17 protein-coding genes are annotated in these 15,933 nt (G+C 71.8%); 12 read left to right on the top strand and 5 right to left on the bottom strand.

Annotated features, from left to right (window positions below):
- The first annotated feature begins 123 nt into the window (after nucleotides 1-123).
- Both ACWEOE_RS34495 and ACWEOE_RS34490 read left to right on the top strand, forming a co-directional pair.
- Entirely contained in the window at nucleotides 124-1,152 is a 1,029-nt protein-coding gene (locus tag ACWEOE_RS34495) for a FecCD family ABC transporter permease (protein ID WP_452016709.1), read from the top strand.
- Nucleotides 1,149-2,183 (top strand): FecCD family ABC transporter permease, encoded by a 1,035-nt coding sequence (locus ACWEOE_RS34490; protein WP_452016678.1) that lies wholly within the window; start codon nucleotides 1,149-1,151, stop codon nucleotides 2,181-2,183. Before ACWEOE_RS34495 ends, ACWEOE_RS34490 begins: the two co-directional genes overlap by 4 nt.
- Before the next feature lie 3 nt (nucleotides 2,184-2,186).
- Here the strand turns inward: ACWEOE_RS34490 and ACWEOE_RS34485 are convergent, their stop codons facing one another.
- Together ACWEOE_RS34485 and ACWEOE_RS34480 are read right to left on the bottom strand one after the other, a co-directional pair.
- Nucleotides 2,187-3,026 carry a hypothetical protein gene (locus ACWEOE_RS34485; RefSeq protein WP_452016676.1) on the bottom strand — a complete coding sequence of 280 codons (840 nt, stop codon included), beginning with the start codon at nucleotides 3,024-3,026 and terminating at the stop codon, nucleotides 2,187-2,189.
- A gap of 129 nt (nucleotides 3,027-3,155) precedes the next feature.
- Nucleotides 3,156-3,818 (bottom strand): Type 1 glutamine amidotransferase-like domain-containing protein, encoded by a 663-nt coding sequence (locus ACWEOE_RS34480; RefSeq protein ID WP_452016674.1) that lies wholly within the window; start codon nucleotides 3,816-3,818, stop codon nucleotides 3,156-3,158.
- Nucleotides 3,819-3,927: 109 nt separating this feature from the next.
- Here ACWEOE_RS34480 and ACWEOE_RS34475 point away from each other — a divergent pair, with 109 nt between their 5' ends.
- The 5 genes from ACWEOE_RS34475 (at nucleotide 3,928) to ACWEOE_RS34455 (ending at nucleotide 8,610) form a co-directional block, all read left to right on the top strand.
- Nucleotides 3,928-4,638: an MBL fold metallo-hydrolase gene (locus ACWEOE_RS34475; RefSeq protein WP_452016672.1), complete on the top strand. Its 711-nt coding sequence runs from the start codon at nucleotides 3,928-3,930 to the stop codon at nucleotides 4,636-4,638.
- A 262-nt stretch (nucleotides 4,639-4,900) separates the two neighbouring features.
- Nucleotides 4,901-5,731, top strand: coding sequence for an ABC transporter permease (locus ACWEOE_RS34470; RefSeq protein WP_452016670.1), 831 nt, complete (start codon nucleotides 4,901-4,903; stop codon nucleotides 5,729-5,731).
- Complete coding sequence (locus ACWEOE_RS34465) at nucleotides 5,716-6,444, top strand: ABC transporter ATP-binding protein (protein ID WP_452016668.1); 729 nt, start codon at nucleotides 5,716-5,718, stop codon at nucleotides 6,442-6,444. The genes ACWEOE_RS34470 and ACWEOE_RS34465 overlap by 16 nt, the downstream gene beginning before the upstream one ends.
- Nucleotides 6,431-7,453 (top strand): ABC transporter substrate-binding protein, encoded by a 1,023-nt coding sequence (locus ACWEOE_RS34460; RefSeq protein ID WP_452016666.1) that lies wholly within the window; start codon nucleotides 6,431-6,433, stop codon nucleotides 7,451-7,453. Before ACWEOE_RS34465 ends, ACWEOE_RS34460 begins: the two co-directional genes overlap by 14 nt.
- On the top strand, nucleotides 7,450-8,610 hold the full coding sequence (locus ACWEOE_RS34455; protein WP_452016664.1) for an LLM class flavin-dependent oxidoreductase: 1,161 nt from the start codon (nucleotides 7,450-7,452) through the stop codon (nucleotides 8,608-8,610). The genes ACWEOE_RS34460 and ACWEOE_RS34455 overlap by 4 nt, the downstream gene beginning before the upstream one ends.
- 154 nt (nucleotides 8,611-8,764) lie before the next feature.
- Here the strand turns inward: ACWEOE_RS34455 and ACWEOE_RS34450 are convergent, their stop codons facing one another.
- The gene (locus ACWEOE_RS34450; RefSeq protein ID WP_452016662.1) at nucleotides 8,765-9,205 is read right to left on the bottom strand and encodes a class F sortase; all 441 of its coding nucleotides are present in this window, start codon (nucleotides 9,203-9,205) and stop codon (nucleotides 8,765-8,767) included.
- 29 nt (nucleotides 9,206-9,234) lie between these two features.
- On the opposite strand from ACWEOE_RS34450, the gene ACWEOE_RS34445 reads away from it, so the two are divergent.
- Nucleotides 9,235-9,429, top strand: a complete 195-nt coding sequence (locus ACWEOE_RS34445) for a hypothetical protein (protein WP_452016660.1) — start codon at nucleotides 9,235-9,237, stop codon at nucleotides 9,427-9,429.
- A gap of 392 nt (nucleotides 9,430-9,821) precedes the next feature.
- Here the strand turns inward: ACWEOE_RS34445 and ACWEOE_RS34440 are convergent, their stop codons facing one another.
- Nucleotides 9,822-10,418 carry a TetR/AcrR family transcriptional regulator gene (locus ACWEOE_RS34440; protein WP_452016658.1) on the bottom strand — a complete coding sequence of 199 codons (597 nt, stop codon included), beginning with the start codon at nucleotides 10,416-10,418 and terminating at the stop codon, nucleotides 9,822-9,824.
- 142 nt (nucleotides 10,419-10,560) lie between these two features.
- Between ACWEOE_RS34440 and ACWEOE_RS34435 the strand changes: the two genes are divergently transcribed.
- The 4 genes from ACWEOE_RS34435 to ACWEOE_RS34420 all read left to right on the top strand — a co-directional run bounded on the left by ACWEOE_RS34435 (nucleotide 10,561) and on the right by ACWEOE_RS34420 (nucleotide 15,388).
- Nucleotides 10,561-11,487: an oxygenase MpaB family protein gene (locus ACWEOE_RS34435; RefSeq protein ID WP_452016656.1), complete on the top strand. Its 927-nt coding sequence runs from the start codon at nucleotides 10,561-10,563 to the stop codon at nucleotides 11,485-11,487.
- Nucleotides 11,488-11,502: 15 nt separating this feature from the next.
- Nucleotides 11,503-12,528: an LLM class F420-dependent oxidoreductase gene (locus ACWEOE_RS34430; protein WP_452016654.1), complete on the top strand. Its 1,026-nt coding sequence runs from the start codon at nucleotides 11,503-11,505 to the stop codon at nucleotides 12,526-12,528.
- A 134-nt stretch (nucleotides 12,529-12,662) separates the two neighbouring features.
- The gene (locus ACWEOE_RS34425) at nucleotides 12,663-13,982 is read left to right on the top strand and encodes an MFS transporter (RefSeq protein WP_452016652.1); all 1,320 of its coding nucleotides are present in this window, start codon (nucleotides 12,663-12,665) and stop codon (nucleotides 13,980-13,982) included.
- Nucleotides 13,979-15,388: a pyridoxal phosphate-dependent decarboxylase family protein gene (locus ACWEOE_RS34420; RefSeq protein WP_452016650.1), complete on the top strand. Its 1,410-nt coding sequence runs from the start codon at nucleotides 13,979-13,981 to the stop codon at nucleotides 15,386-15,388. Before ACWEOE_RS34425 ends, ACWEOE_RS34420 begins: the two co-directional genes overlap by 4 nt.
- A 262-nt stretch (nucleotides 15,389-15,650) precedes the next feature.
- On the opposite strand, the gene ACWEOE_RS34415 is transcribed toward ACWEOE_RS34420, so the two are convergent.
- The gene (locus ACWEOE_RS34415) at nucleotides 15,651-15,911 is read right to left on the bottom strand and encodes a DUF6295 family protein (RefSeq protein ID WP_452016648.1); all 261 of its coding nucleotides are present in this window, start codon (nucleotides 15,909-15,911) and stop codon (nucleotides 15,651-15,653) included.
- Nucleotides 15,912-15,933 lie beyond the last annotated feature (22 nt).

Here is a 15,933-nt window from a genome sequence, read left to right as displayed (position 1 = left end):
TCGTTCCACCTGCGCGCGTCCCGCGTCACCCCGGTTTGGATAGGTAAGGCTAGTCTAAGAACCGCCCGTGAAGGAGTACCCGGTCCCCAGGAGGTGTCGGTGGTCGTCAGCGTCAGCCCACCCGTGGCGACGGGGCCACCCGCGCACCGGGGCCGGACCCGGACCCTGCGCGGCGGTGGCCTGGTGTGCGCCGTCGCGCTGCTCGTGCTGATCATGCTGGTGAGCCTCTGGGTGGGCTCCAAGAGCATCCCGTTCGGCTCGACGTGGACAGTGCTCTGGCACAACGACGGTTCGACCGACGCGGTCATCATCCACGACCAGCGCCTGCCGCGGACGCTGCTCGGCGCCCTGGTCGGCGCGGCCCTCGGGCTCGCCGGCGCGGTGATGCAGGCCCTCACCCGGAACCCGCTCGCCGACCCCGGACTGCTCGGGGTGAACAACGGCGCGGCCGCCGCGGTGGTCTCGGCCATCGCGTTCACCGGTGTCACCACGGTGCTCGGTTACGTGTGGTTCGCGTTCCTCGGAGCCGCGATCGCGTCGGTGGTGGTGTACCTGCTCGGCACCGCCGGGCGCGGCGGCGCGACCCCCGACCGGCTCGTGATGTCGGGTGCGGCGCTGACCGCCGTGCTGCAGGCCTACATCGGCGCGGTGCTGCTGATCGACCCCGACACGTTCAACCAGTTCCGGTTCTGGAACGTCGGCTCGCTCAGCGGCCGGCGCGCGGACGTGCTGGTGCAGGTGTCGCCGTTCATCGCCGTGGGGATCGTGCTGGCGCTGCTGCTCGCGCGGCCGCTGAACGTGCTCGCGCTCGGTGAGCAGACCGGCAAGGCACTGGGCGCGCACATCGGCCGCACGCGGGTGCTGGGCGCGATCGCGGTCACCCTGCTGTGCGGTGCCTCGACCGCGGCGATCGGGCCGATCGCGTTCATCGGCCTCGCGGTGCCGCAGGCCGTGCGGATCCTGGTGGGTCCGGACCAGCGGTGGGTGCTGCCGTACTCGATGATCCTGTCTCCGGTGCTGCTGATCGGCTCCGACGTGATCGGTCGCGTCCTCAACCCGCCGGAGGAACTGCAGGTGGGCATCGTGACGGCGTTCCTCGGCGCGCCGGTGTTCATCGCCCTGTGCCGGCGCCGGAAGCTGGCGCGCCTGTGACCACGCTCGAGGACCGGCCCGCCCGGCGGGTCGTGGTTCAGGTGAAGCCGCGCGCGCTCGTGGTGGGGATCGTGCTCGCGGTCGTGCTGTTCGGGCTGAGCGCGGTGAGCATGACGACCGGCGACTACCCGCTGTCGGTGCTCGACGTCGTGAAGACGCTCTTCGGTTTCGGCGACGCGGGCACCGAGTTCATCGTGACCACGCTCCGGCTGCCGCGGCTGCTGGTCGCGGTCCTGGTCGGCGCCGCGCTCGCGGTGAGCGGCGGCGTGCTGCAGAGCCTGTCGGCCAACCCGCTCGGCAGCCCGGACGTGATCGGTTTCACCGAGGGCTCGGCGACCGGCGCGCTGCTCGTGATCGTGCTGGCCCACGGGGGATCGGGTGAGGTCGCGCTCGGCGCGCTCGCCGGTGGGGTCGTCACGGCGCTGGCGGTCGGGCTGCTCGCGTACCGGCGCGGGCTGCAGGGGTTCCGCATGATCCTCGTCGGCATCGGTGTGGCCGCCATGCTCACGGCCGTGAACTCGTACCTGATCACGCGGGCTTCGCTGCAGGACGCGATCGCCGCGCAGGCGTGGTTGGTGGGCGGGCTCAACGGCCGCGGGTGGGACGAGATCTGGCCGGTCGCGATCGCCGTGGCGGTGCTGTTGCCGCTCGCGTTCGGCTACGGCCGGCGGCTCGCGCTGCTCGAGATGGGCGACGACGCGGCCAAGGGGCTCGGCGTGCCGGTGGAACGCAGCCGGGCGGTGCTGCTCGCGGTGGCGGTGACGTTGTGCGCGATCGCCACCGCCGCGACGGGACCCATCGCGTTCGTCGCCCTGGCCGCACCGCAGCTGGCGAAACGGCTGGCGCGCTCGGCGAAACCGGCGCTGGTGTCCTCGGCGCTCATGGGCGCGCTGCTGCTCGTGGCGAGTGACCTGGTGACGCGCCTGGTGTTCGGCGAGGAAGGGCTGCCGGTCGGCATCGCGACCGGGGCCATCGGCGGGCTGTACCTGATGTGGCTGCTGTCGAACCAGTGGCGGCGCAACCGCGGCTGAGTCTCAGACGGGTTGTTCGATGGGCGCCGGCTCGCCGAAGCGGGCCAGCACCAGCGCGGCGGTCACCGCGAGCACGAACCCCGCGACCGCCACGACCACGAAGCCGGGCCGAGTCCGGTCGCCCAGCAGCACGATGCCGATGAGCGAGGGCAGCACGGTCTCGCCGAGCACCATCATCGCGGTGGACGTGGTGACGCTGCCGCGTTGCAGGGCTGTGGCGTAGAACAGCATCGCCATGCCGCCGGACACCGCGAGGATGTACAGCGCCGGATCGGTGATCAGGTCGAGCGGTGCCAGGCTCGGGATGATCCGCCCGGCCACGGCGACGAGCCCGAAGCTCAGCCCCGCGATGAGCCCCAGCGCCGGCGTGCGGACGCGGCGCCCGGCCTTGCCCGCGGCGATCCCGGCCAGCCCGAGCACGACCACCGCGCCCGCGAGCGCGAGCCGGAACCCCAGCCCCACCTGCTCGGACCCCTCACTCTGCGCCGACGACCCGAGCAACGCCAACCCTGCACACACCACGACGACGGCCGTCCACTCGCGCGCCCCCAGCCGCATCCCGAACACCCGGGCGGCCACGGCCGTCACCGCGAGGCTCGCCGCCTGCGTGGCCTGCACGACGAACAACGGCAGCACCTGCAGCGCGGCGATCTGCGCGATGAACCCGATCACGTCGAGGCCCAGCCCGGCCACGTACTTCCACTGCCGCAGCACCCGCAGCAGCAACCGCGGGTCGACCCCCGCGCCCGCGTCGGGCGTCGCCTTGGCCGCCACCGCCTGCATCACCGACGCGACGCCGTACGCCACGGCCGACAGCAGCGCACCCAGGAGTCCCCACACCATGAGCGCCAGCCTATTCGGAGCGTGCGGCAGTAGGCTTTTCGCCATGTCGAACACGGGTTCGAAAACCGAGCTCGTTTGGCCCGGCCCGTCGAGCGGTGAGGAACCGACCGTCCAGACGCCGCCGGGTGGTCAGGCCCCGAACTGCGTCCAGCGCCCTTCGGAGACCACCTCGACGGAGCCGTCGACGACCGTGATGGCGGTCTGTTCGTCGATGGCGTAGGCCGGGCCGCCGATTTCGGCGGCCCACCGCTGCGCGTCGGCCAGGGTGTTCGTGGGGAACAGGTCCAGGTGCGGGAAGATCGAGAACTCGACGACGCCCAGGGTGCGGTCGTCCGGGGCCGAGGGCCACTCGACGAAGTACGAGCCGATGCGGGGCGTCAGCACCATGCTTCCGGCGCTCACCCCCACCCAGACCGTGTCGGGCAGCGAAGGCAGCAGATCGGCCAGCCCGGACTCCCGCATCCAGTGGCACAGGTAGGTCGCGTCGCCGCCTTCGACGAGGAGCACATCCGCCTCCCGGACCCAGGGAACCCAACGCCCCTCGCCGACGGTGGGCAGCGCGGTGAGTTCGAGGACACCGAGCGAGGCCCAGCCCAGGCCCGAGAAGTGCTGCCACGTGGGCTCGGCGGCGACGAATCCCCGCACCGACGCCGGACCGCACATCGGATGACCCCACTGTGCCGTCGGGACGCAGAGGGCGTGGCAGTCGGAGATCGGCTTGCCGAGAAGCTGCACGAGCGCCGTGCGGATGCTGGGGTTCGTGACGCCACCCGAAGTGAGCAACAGCTTCACCGGTGCCTCCGGATTCGCGCGGAAGTGAAGGGCAGGGGCCGAGCGGGGAGTCAGCGTAGCGACCGGGGGAAGTCGGCAGGGCCGGGCAGGTACCCGTAGGCTGCCCGCCATGGCAGACCAGCTGTACTTCCGCCAACTGCTCGCCGGCCGGGACTTCGCGGTGGGCGACCCGGTCGCGACGCAGATGGTCAACTTCGCCTACCTCATCGGGGACCGCGAGTCGGGTGAGGCCGTGATCGTCGATCCGGCCTACGCGGTGGGGGATCTGGTGCAGGTGCTGCACGACGACGGCATGCGCCTGACCGGCGTGCTGGCCACCCACCACCATCCGGACCACGTCGGCGGCGACATGATGGGCTTCTCGCTGCCCGGGATCGCCGAGCTGCTCGCGATCGAGCAGGTGCCGATCCACGTCAACACCGAAGAGACGGAGTGGGTCCGGCGGGTCACCGGGGTGTCCGGCACGGACCTGCGCGCCCACGACCACGACGACGTGCTCCGCGTCGGCGCGATCGACATCCGGCTGCTGCACACGCCCGGGCACACGCCGGGCAGCCAGTGTTTCCTCGTCGGCGACCGGCTCGTCTCCGGCGACACGCTGTTCCTCGAAGGCTGCGGCCGCACCGACTTCCCGGGCGGTGACGCCGACGCGATCTACCGCAGCCTCCAGTGGCTCGCGACGCTGCCCGGCAACCCCGTCGTGTACCCGGGCCACCAGTACTCGGCCGAGCCCTCGGCCGCGCTGTCGCACGTGAAGGACACCAACTTCGTGTTCCGGCCGCGCTCGCTCGACGAGTGGCACCGGATGTTCGGCGCCTGAGCCGTCCCACTCCTCGGTAGTCCCGCGCCCGGGAGGGCGCGCACTCGTGGCACAAGTGGGTCCGTGATACCAGTGCCTGGGAGCGGGCACGCGGTTTGTTGACGCGATCCGCCCGGCCGGGTGAAGCTCGGGGCATGAACCTCGGCGCGCTGCTCGTGAGCCGCCTGCACGTCGACCTCCGGCAGCAGGCGAGCGCGATCTGCCGTTCGCGCTGAGCGGTTCCCCTTTCCCCGTAGCAAAAACCCGTACCCGGGAGAAATCCGTGTCGATTTCCACCACGGGTGTGCTGACGCGCGCCCAGCAACCCGCGGCCGCACGGCCACCGAACCCCCGGCGAACCGCCCGGCGCAGGATTTCCCTCCGCCGCTGGATCAGCCCGCTCGTGCTCGTCTCCGCGTGGCAGCTCGCGAGCTCCACCGGCGTGCTGCCACCCGAGAAGCTCAGTGCCCCGTGGACGGTGCTGACCAGCGCGGTCGACCTCGTCCGCACCGGCGAGCTGGGCACCGCCTTCGTGGTGTCGCTCGGCCGGGTCGGTGCGGGGTTCGCGATCGGCGCGGTCGTGGGTGTGCTGCTCGGGATCACCGCCGGCCTCTCGCACTGGGGCGAGGCGCTGGTCGACCCGCCCGTGCAGATGCTGCGGACGCTGCCGTTCCTCGGCCTGATCCCGTTGTTCATCCTGTGGTTCGGGATCGGCGAGGAGACGAAGATCGTGCTCGTGGCCCTCGGGGTCGCGTTCCCGCTCTACCTGAACGTCCACTCGGGAATCCGCACGGCCGACGCGCGCCTGGTCGAAGCCGCGCGGGCACTCGGTTTCACGCGCGGCGAACGGCTGTGGCACGTGGTGCTGCCCGGCGCGCTGCCCCAGGCGCTGGTGGGGCTGCGCCAGTCGCTCGGCCTCGCGTGGCTGGCGCTGATCGTGGGCGAGACCGTGAACGCCGACGCCGGCCTCGGGTACCTCATCAACAACGCCCGCGAGTTCCTGCGCACCGACGTCGTGGTGGTCGGCCTGATCGTCTACGCGATCCTCGGCCTCGCGACCGACGCGCTGGTGCGGCTCCTGGAACGGAGGGCGCTGCGATGGCTGGCCCCGTGAAGCCGGTGGTCGCGGTGCGCGACCTCACGAAACGCTTCGGGGAGCGCACTGTCCTCGATGGACTCGAGATCGAGATCGGCCACGGCGAGTTCGTGGCGCTGCTCGGCCGCAGCGGCTCGGGCAAGTCGACGCTGCTGCGGGTGCTCGCCGGCCTCGACACCGAGATCGACGGCACCGCGAACGTCGTGGGCACGGTGTCGGTGGCGTTCCAGCAACCGCGCCTGCTGCCGTGGCGCAAGGTCTGGCGCAACGTCGTGCTCGGCCTGCGCCGCGACGGGGCGAACCGCTCGCGTGACCGCCGCGTGGCCGAGCAGGCGCTCGAGGAAGTACGCCTGTCGGGGCACGTGGACGACTGGCCGCTCACGCTCTCGGGCGGTGAGGCGCAACGGGTTTCACTCGCCCGCGCTCTGGTGCGCGAGCCCGACCTGCTGCTGCTCGACGAACCGTTCGGCGCGCTCGACGCCCTCACCCGCCTCGCGATGCACCGGCTCGTCGAACGCCTGTGGCGCACACACGAACCCGCTGTGCTGCTGGTGACCCACGACGTCGACGAAGCCCTGCTGCTCGCCGACCGGATCCTCGTCCTCGACGAGGGCCGCATCGTCTCCGAACACGTCCTCGGCCACCCGCGGCCGCGGACAGCCACCGACCACGCCGACGTGCGCTCGCGCGTGCTGGCCGACCTGCGAGTGACCGAAGGTGCACCTGCGTAACGCGAAACTCGCCGCGGCTGTCGCCGCGCTGCTGGCCGGGCTGACCGCGTGTTCGTCCTCGGGCGCGGCCACCGGCCCCGCACCCGTGCCCGCGGCCGTCCCGGCCGCCGATCTGGCCAAGGTGACGCTGCGCGTCGGCGACCAGAAGGGCGGCGTGAAGTCCCTGCTCACGGCCGCGAACCTGCTGTCCGACGTGCCTTATCGGATCGAGTGGTCGACGTTCACCTCCGGGCCGCCGCTGCTCGAAGCGGCCTCCGCCGGCGCGATCGACCTGGGCCGGGTCGGGAACACACCGCCCATCTTCGCGGCGGCGGCCAAGGCGAAGATCTCCGTGGTCAGCGTCGCGAGGAGCAACGTCGAACGCGAGGCGATCCTGGTGCCCCCGGATTCGCCGCTGCGGGACGTGGGTTCCCTGCGGGGCAAGACGATCGCGGTGTCGAAGGGCAGCTCGGCCCACGGGCAGCTGCTCAACACGCTGAAGCGCGCGGGCATGACCACCAAGGACGTGAAGCTGTCGTTCCTGCAGCCGTCCGAGGCGTACGCGGCCTTCACCCAGCACCAGGTGGATGCCTGGGCGATCTGGGACCCCTACACGGCCCAGGCGCAGCTCGACGCCCACGCCCGGGTGCTCTCCGACGGGCGCGGCAGCTCCAACGGGCTGGCGTTCGAGACCGCGAGCACGGCCGCGCTGGCCGACCCCGGCCGGAACTCGGCGATCCGCGACTTCGTGACCCGCGTCGTCAAGGCCCAGCTCTGGGCGAACACCCACCGCGACGAGTGGGCGAACGCGTGGGCCGCCGAGACCGGCCTCGAACCCGCTGTGGCGCAGAAGGCCGTGGCCGCCGGGCGCGACGTGCCGATCCCGCTCGACGACTCGGTCGTCACGTCGGAGCAGCAGCTGGCCGACGCCTTCACCGCCGACGGAACCCTGCCCGGGAAGGTTGACTTCGCGGCGTTCGCCGACCGCCGCTACGGGCCCGACATCGAAGCCGCGAGGAGCACCCGATGAGCGTGAGACTGCACTGGTTCCTGCCGACCACCGGCGACGGCCGCACGATCGTGGAACGCTTCCACGCCAACAAATCCCGGGGCCGCGAAGCCCAGCGCCCGGCCAACCTCGACTACCTCGCGCAGGTCGCGCGCGCGGCCGAGCAGCTCGGGTTCGAGGCCGTGCTCACGCCCACCGGCACCTGGTGCGAGGACGCCTGGCTGACCACCGCCGCCCTGATCCGCGAGACGCGGCGGCTGAAGTTCCTCGTCGCGTTCCGGCCCGGCGTGATCTCGCCGACGCTGGCCGCGCAGATGGCCGGCACCTTCCAGCGGCTGTCGGCGGGCCGGGTGCTGCTCAACATCGTGACCGGCGGCGATGCCGTGGAGCAGCGCCGCTTCGGCGACTGGCACGACCACGACGCCCGCTACGCCCGTACCGACGAGTTCCTCACGATCGTGCGCGGTGTGTGGTCGGGCCGACCGTTCGACTTCTCTGGCGAACACCTGGAAGTCGCGGGCGCGACGACGCTCGCTGCGCCGGATCCGGTACCCCCGCTGTACTTCGGCGGCTCGTCACCCGCGGCGCTGCCGGTGGCCGCGCGCCACGCCGAGGTCTACCTGACGTGGGGCGAACCGCCCGCGCAGGTCGCGGAGAAGATCGGGAAGGTGCGTGCGCTGGCCGAGGCGCAAGGCCGGAGCGTGCGGTTCGGCGTCCGCCTGCACACCATCGCGCGCGACACCTCCGCCGAGGCGTGGGCGGAGGCGCAGCGCCTGCTCGACGCGCTCGACCCGGTGCAGGTCGCCCAGGCGCAGGCCCAGCTCGCCGCAAGCGAGTCGGAGGGCCAGCGCCGGATGGTCGCCCTGCACGGCGGCCGCCTCGACGCGGGTGCGCGCGGCCTGGAGATCCACCCCCACCTGTGGGCCGGCATCGGACTGGTCCGCGGCGGCGCGGGCACGGCGCTCGTCGGCAGCCACGAGGAGATCGCCGACCTCATCGAGGAGTACCACGCGGTCGGCGTCTCGGAGTTCGTGCTGTCGGGCTACCCGCACCTGGAGGAGGCGTACCGGTTCGGGGAGGGGGTGCGCCCAGCGCTGGCGCGGCGCGGTCTGCTCGCCGACGAGGCCGTGGCGGAGTTCCGTGACCGGCTCGTGGAACGGAGTGCCGTGGCCCAGTAGGTCACCGGGTGGAGATGCAGCGCTGGGCCAGACGCCGCCCGTCGTGGTCTGCTGGCCGACGAGGTGGTGGCGGAGTGCGGCGGCCCGGGAGGTCGGGCCCGTCGGGTGGAGGCGTGGGCCATGATGCTGTCCTGATGGGTCCGGCCGCAGGTGATCAGCCGCAGCGCGGCACCCGGCGCGAGGCCGTGGACGGCGTCGGTCGGGAACGCGCTTTTCGGGTACCGCTGCACGGCGTCGACGACGAAGCGAACGGCGCCGGGCCGGACCGGGAGTCCACGTGGGCGGCGATCACCGCCGGCCCGGGATCACCCGGTACCGGGCCGGCGGCATACCAGCCGACGTCGGCGAACCGCGCGGGCGCCGCCAGCTCGTGGGCCGGGCCGAGGGCGAGCGGCACCAGCTCGCGCACGTCGATCCCGATCGCCGGGACCGTGAGGCGGACCGGGGACGTGGTCGCCGCGGGCGGCAGCGGTCCGATCCCGCGGGCCGGTGCGGACGGCGGTGGTGCCGCCGGGACCACTGTGGACGGTGCGGGTGTGCACACGGCGCAGACCAGTGCGACCGCGCAGCACACCCGCGTCGGCTCAGCGCGCACGGCCTCCCCGGATCCGCCGCACCAGCGGAGTGAGGATCAGCACGAGCAGGAACACCCCGACCGCGCAGGCGAACACCGGCTCGGAGCGCACTCGTGAGGTGGCCCAGGGTGTAGGTGCGCGCGACGGCCGTGGCCTCGCCCGGCAGGTCCGGGGTGCTCGTCGCGAGGGCCACCACGCGCAGGCCGCCGGCGAGGGCGACCAGGCCGAGCACGAGGTCGAGTGACAGCAGACGGGATCCGGCCGCCGCTGCGGGACCGCGACGGCCCGCGACGGTCGTGGGGGACCGGCCCGGGAACGTGATCCCCCAGTTCCGCCGGGCCATCGGGACGATGGTAGTTGCGGAGAATTACGAGAACAGCGTGTTTCCCGACGTCATCCGATTGCCCTAACCCACGAGGAAACCTTGGTGTGGCCGGTGTTTTTCCGGCCAGTCAGGTCCGGACCAGCGCGCGCGACAACACGAGCGCGACGGTCCGCACCACCGGAGCAACACGCTCCGTGCACACCCGCGTGATCCAGCCGGTGATGGAGATCGACGTGACCGAGGTGCCCGCGGCGTCGACGCCGCGGCGGGCGCATCGACACCGCCTTGCGGCTGCCGAAGGAAAACGGCGCTCAGTGGTCGAACTCGTCGGCGCCGAGCACCAGGCGCACGCAGTGGGCCACGAGCCGCTCGCGGCCCACCCGCAGCGTGCCGTCGAGGTAGGCGATGAACACGTTGCTCAAGGCACCGACGAGCCCGATCGCCACCAACATCCGGTCGGTCTCGTCGCCGTGCGAAAGCTGTTCGCCGATCAGTGCGGCGAACGCGGGCAGCAAGTGCCGGCCGCGGCGGGTGAGAGCGGGGTCGGTCAGCGGTGCGAGCAGCAGCACCCGGCCCCGCCGCGGATCGTCGACGATCAGCTCCACGAACGCCCGCACCGCCCGCTCGGCCCGTCGCCGCGGGTCGGGTGCGTCGCGGACAGCGTCGATCAGGGCGTGGCGCGCCAGTTCGCCGACGTGCTCGTAGACGGCCACGACGAGCTCCTCGCGGTCGGCGAAGCTCTCGTAGAAGTACCGCTCGGTGAGGTGGGCGTGGCGGCACACGGCGCGCACGCTCACCGCCGCGGAGCCCTCGGTGCCGAGCAGGTCGAGGCCCGCGGCGACCAGCTGGTCGCGCCGCGCCGCCTTGCGATCGTCCAGCGTCGTGCCCGCCCACGTGCGGCCCGGCATATCCACTCCCACACTCGACCACCACGCTCGACCGCCACACCCGACCACCACGCTCGATCGCGCGTGGTTGACCACGCCCGTTGTCACATCCTAACCTGACAACGGTCGTAGTCAGTTCATCGGCGCACGGGCAGGAGCCGCGATGACGGGGGAGGAACCCGAACCACTGGGACCCGATTCGCTCACGTGGCGCTACTTCGGCGACTGGCGTGGTCTGCTGATCGCGCTGTGGGCCGGGTCGATGCAGAACATGCATCCAGGCCTCGGCGCCGGTGTCGAGCAGCACTCGCGGTTCTTCGAAGAGCGCTGGCAACGGCTGTTCCGCTCGCTCTACCCGATCGGCGGCGTGGTGTACGACGGCCCGCGTGCCCACCGGACCGCGCTCGAGGTGCGCGGTTACCACCACCGCATCAAGGGCATCGACGCCAAGGGCCGCCGCTACCACGCCCTCGACCCGGACACGTTCTACTGGGCCCACTCGACGTTTTTCGTCAGCACGATCCTCATCGCCGACCACTTCACGGGCGGCATCGGCGAGGAGGAGAAGCGGCGGCTGTTCGACGAACACGTGCGCTGGTGGCGGATGTACGACCTGACGATGCGCCCGGTACCCGAGTCCTGGGAGGACTTCCGGCGCTACTGGAAGCACATGTGCACCGAGGTCCTGGAGGACAACAAGGCGACGCGAGACGTGCTCGAGCTGCGGGGCATCGCCAAACCGCCGAACCTGGCGTGGCTGCCCGACCTGCTGTGGCGGCCGGTCTCGGCGGTGGTCGCGAAGCAGTTCGTCTGGCTCACCGTCGGGCTCTACGACCCGGAGATCCGCGATCTGCTCGGCTTCCGTTGGTCCGCCCGCGACGAACGGCGCCACCGCTTCCTGGGGCGCGCCATCAACGCCGTGTTCTCCCTCGTGCCGCACGACCGCCGCTACCACCCGCGGGCGCGCGCGGGCTGGCGGCGCGCGAGGGGTGCGGTGGCCGCGGACGCGCCCGTGGTCGAGACTCCACGGAGGAACCTGCCGCCGCTGTCGCAGCGCGGCAAGCCGGAGCACTACTCGCCGAACGTCTGACGCACGGAGGGCCGAATGAAGCTGGGTTACCACCTCGGGTACTGGGGGAGCGGCCCGACGCCGGGCGCGCTCGAGGCCGTGCTCGAAGCCGAGCGCCTCGGGTTCGACTCGGTCTGGTCGGCGGAGGCCTACGGCTCGGACGCCTTCACCCCGCTTGCCTGGGCCGGTGCGTCGACCAGCCGCGTGAAGCTCGGCACCAACATCGTGCAGATGTCCGCGCGCACGCCGACGGCCACCGCCATGACCGCGATGACGCTGGACCACCTCTCCGGCGGCCGGTTCGTGCTCGGGCTCGGCGCGTCGGGCCCGCAGGTCGTGGAAGGCTGGTACGGCCAGCCGTACCCGAAGCCGCTCGCCCGCACCCGCGAGTACGTGGCCGTGATCCGCCAGGTGCTGGCGCGCGAGGCTCCCGTGACGCTGGACGGGCAGTTCTACCAGCTGCCGTTGCGGGGCGGCACCGGGTTGGGCAAGGCGCTCAAGCCGACCGTGCACCCGCTGCGCACCGACCTCCCGATCTACCTCGCGGCCGAGGGACCCAAGAACGTCGCGCTGTCGGCGGAGATCTGCGACGGCTGGCTGCCGCTGTTCTTCTCGCCCAAGGCCGATGCGTTCTACCGCGCGGCGCTCGCCGAGGGCTTCGCACGCCCGGGTGCGCGGCGCACGGCCGACGACTTCGAGGTGCCCGCTTCGGTGCCGGTGATCGTCCACGACGACGTGGAGGAGGCGGCGAGCTGGATCAAGCCGGCGCTCGCGTTGTACATCGGCGGCATGGGGGCCAAGGCCGTGAACTTCCACCACGACGTGTTCGCACGCCTGGGTTACGAGGAGGTGGCCGACAAGGTGCAGGAGCTTTACCTCGCGGGGCGCAAGGACGAGGCCGTCGCGGCGATCCCGACGGCGCTCGTGGAGGACACCTCACTCGTCGGGCCGGCCGCGAAGATCCGCGAAGAGCTCGCTGCCTGGGAGGACACCGTGGTCACGACACTGCTGCTGCGCGGCGACGCGGGTTCGCTGACGAAGGTGGCCGAAGTCCTTTCGTGAGCAGGGCACGGTGCGAGGTCGGCCCGGTACGCGCGGTGCATTACGACGGTGGCACGATTGCCGCCGACCACTACCGGGGAACGGCGAAGATCCACTAGGCATTGCGTTCGTCGGACCGCCCTCGAGGAGGACCCTTGGCGCCGCTGCCCCGCCGGACGCGTTTCCGTTACTCGCTCGGCTCGTTCGTCACCGGCTCGTTCGGCACCGTGCCGGGGCTGTTGCTCCTGCCCTACCTCACGGACACGATGGCGGTGCCCGCCGCGGCGGCCGGCGTGATCGTGTTCGTGCCGAAGGCGTGGGACGTGGTGTTCAACCCGATCGCGGGCCGGCTGTCCGACGCGGACCTCGTGCGCACCGGCAGCCGGCGGCGGTTCCTGCTGGGCGGCGGCATCGGTGTCGCGGTCCTGTTCTTCGCGTTGTTCGCGCACCCGGGCTTCGGCAAGCCGGCGATCGACGCGACCTACGTGGTGATCGTGTTCTTCCTGTGCGCCACCGCGTACGCGTTCTTCCAGGTGCCGTTCAACGCGCTGCCGGCAGAGCTCACGGACTCGGCCGAGGAACGCACGAAGCTCACCAGCGTGCGCATCGGCGTGCTGGCCGTCGCGATCCTCGTGTCGGGCGGTGCGGCCCCGGCGATCACCGACTTCCTCGAAGGCGTGGCGGGCTACCGGGTGATGGGCGCCGTGATGGCGGTGATCATCCTGCTGGCGACCCTCGGTGTCTACTTCGGTCTGAAGGGCGCGCCCGTCGGTTCGCTGCGGCCCAACGCCGTGAGCTTCAAGCAGCTGATGGGCACGATCGCGCAGTGGCGCCCGTTCTGCTGGCTGATGGGCTCGTACTTCATCCAGGCCCTCGGCGTCGGCACCGTGCTCGCCGCGATCCCGTACTTCGCCGAGCACGTGCTGGGCGACCCGAGCTACCGCACGGTGCTGTTCGTCGGGTTCGTCGGCCCGGCGCTGATCACGATGCCGCTGTGGCCGCGGTTGGGCTCGCGCTGGGGAAAGCTCGTGGGTTTCCGCATCGCGACCGTCTCGTTCGCCGTCGGCCTGCTCGGAATCCTGTTCGCGGCAAGCATCCCGTTCGCGCTCACGATGGTGTTCGTGGCGCTCGCGGGCATCGGCTACGCCGGGATCTCGGTGTTCCCGCTGGCGATCCTGCCCGACCTGATCAGCGCTGAGGAGGAACGCACGGGCGAGACCCGCGCGGGCATCACGGCCGGGGTGTGGACCGCGTCGGAGACCCTCGGTCTGGCACTCGGCCCCGGCCTGTTCGGGCTGGTGCTGCAGGCCGGCGGCTACGTGTCCAGCACGGACGCGGGCGCCCAGCAGCCGAGCTCGGCGATCACGGCCATCACCGTGGGCTCGTCGGTGCTGCCCGCCGTGCTGGTCGCGCTGGCGATCCCGCTGCTGCGCCGCAAGGTGCTCGAACCGCGTTCGGCGCGGGCGCAGTCGTGACCGACGTCCTGGCCGACCTGCGGGCGCTGCGCGCGGGGGACCTGCCGACGCACGGCGGCCACACATTGGCCTACGTCTACGACAGCGGGCTGTCCGAAGTGGACGAGATAGCGGCGGCGGCCCACGCGCTCGCATCGTCGGCCAACGGCTTGGACCCCACGGCGTTCCCGAGCCTGCTGCGCCTCGAGAACGACCTCGTCGGCCGGGCGGCGGCGCTGCTCGGTGGCACCGCGGAGACGGTGGGCACCGTGACGTCCGGCGGCACCGAGTCGTGCCTGCTCGCGGTGCTGGCCGCGCGCGACGCCCGCCCGGACGTGGCCGCGCCGAGCATCGTGCTGCCCGACACCGCCCACGCCGCGTTCCACAAGGCGGCGCACCTGTTCGGCCTGCGCAAGATCGTGGTGCCGGTCGACGCCTCGACCTTCCGCGCGAACCCGGACGCGATGGCGGCGGCGATCGACGAGTCCACTGTGCTCGTGGTCGCCAGCGCGCCCTCCTACGCCCACGGCGTGGTGGACCCCATCCCCTCGATCGCCGCGGCCGCTTCCGCGGCCGGCGTGAGGATGCACGTGGACGCCTGCATCGGCGGCTGGGTGCTGCCGTACTTCGCCCGCCTGGGCGAGGACGTGCCGCCGTTCGACTTCGGCGTGCCGGGCGTCACGAGCATTTCCGTGGACCTGCACAAGTACGCCTACTGCGCGAAGGGCGTCTCGGTGCTGCTGCACGCGAACGCCGCGCTGCGCCGCACGCACTACTTCGCCAGCGCCGCCTGGCCGGGCTACACGATGCTCAACCCGACGTTGCAGAGCACCCGCTCGGGCGGCCCGCTCGCTGCCGCGTGGGCCGTCGTCAACCACCTCGGCGACGACGGCTACCTCCGCCTCGCGAAGGTCACCCACTCGGCCGTGGCGCGCGTTCGCACCGGCATCTCGACTCTCGAGGGCCTGCGCATCCTCGGGCACCCGGAATCGACCCTCATCGCCTTCACCGCGGCCGACGACGGTTTCGACCTCTTCACGGTCGCGGACGAGATGAAGCTGCGCGGCTGGTACGTCCAACCGCAGTTCGCCCACGGCACCTCACCGCTGAACCTGCACCTCACCATCACCGCCGCCAACCACGGCAACGAGGCGGAGTTCCTCGCCGCCCTGACCGCCTCGGTGACCGCCGCCCGCGCCGCCGGCCCGGTCACGGTCGACCCGGACGTGGCCGCCTTCGTGGCGGCTCTGGACCCGGAAACCTTGACGGCGGAGCAGTTCGCCGGTTTGCTCACCGCCGCGGGCCTCATGGGCAATGGCGGGCTGCCCGAGCGGATGGCCCCCATCAACGCCCTGCTCGCCACCGCCCCGGAACCCTTGCGCGAGCGGTTGCTCCTGGAATTCCTGGGCGCCCTCTACACCCCCTGACGCCGCCCCCCCCGCTTCACCTACAGACCGCAGCCGGTTCCACCTACGTTTCCGCTGTCCTGCTCCACCTACAGACCGCAGCCAACTCCACCTACGATTTCGCCGCCCGCCAACACAACCAAACCCGCACCCAGCCCCCTCCCGGCACCCCGATCCGAAGCCGCCGTAACACACTCCAGCTTCGGGGTGCACGCCAACGCAACCCGCCCTGCGAGGACAAAAACCCTCGCCAACGCGACCCGCCCCGCGAGGCCAGAACCCCTCACTGATCCCGCGAAGCCAACCCCGCCGGCGCCGAAGCCAACGCAGCATGAATCGCGTCCGCCAACGCCAACGCATCCTCCTCCGTCAATTCCAGCGCAACCCGTGCCGCAGGCCCCATCGAAGGATTGCGGAAGTCGATGTTCACCGTATGAGCGAACCGCGCATGCGTCGGATGATCGACGTACACCGTGGCCTCATCGACCCCGTGCCACCCCTGAGCGCTCTTCCCGCTGCCCTCGACCGCGAACTTCTCAGTCAAATACGTGCACACAACAATCCCC

It is taken from the genome of Amycolatopsis sp. NPDC004368, assembly GCF_053602515.1.
Note: the sequence above shows the minus strand (reverse complement) of the source record. Positions and strands in the feature narration are given on the sequence as shown.

Excerpts from the sequence above, each read along its gene's own strand:
- ACWEOE_RS34435 (WP_452016656.1), top strand. The coding sequence starts at position 10,561 with ATGACGGGGGAGGAACCCGAACCACTGGGACCCGATTCGCTCACGTGG.
- ACWEOE_RS34485 (WP_452016676.1), bottom strand. The coding sequence starts at position 3,026 with ATGGTGTGGGGACTCCTGGGTGCGCTGCTGTCGGCCGTGGCGTACGGC.
- ACWEOE_RS34430 (WP_452016654.1), top strand. The coding sequence starts at position 11,503 with ATGAAGCTGGGTTACCACCTCGGGTACTGGGGGAGCGGCCCGACGCCG.
- ACWEOE_RS34455 (WP_452016664.1), top strand. The coding sequence starts at position 7,450 with ATGAGCGTGAGACTGCACTGGTTCCTGCCGACCACCGGCGACGGCCGC.
- ACWEOE_RS34465 (WP_452016668.1), top strand. The coding sequence starts at position 5,716 with ATGGCTGGCCCCGTGAAGCCGGTGGTCGCGGTGCGCGACCTCACGAAA.
- ACWEOE_RS34440 (WP_452016658.1), bottom strand. The coding sequence starts at position 10,418 with ATGCCGGGCCGCACGTGGGCGGGCACGACGCTGGACGATCGCAAGGCG.
- ACWEOE_RS34475 (WP_452016672.1), top strand. The coding sequence starts at position 3,928 with ATGGCAGACCAGCTGTACTTCCGCCAACTGCTCGCCGGCCGGGACTTC.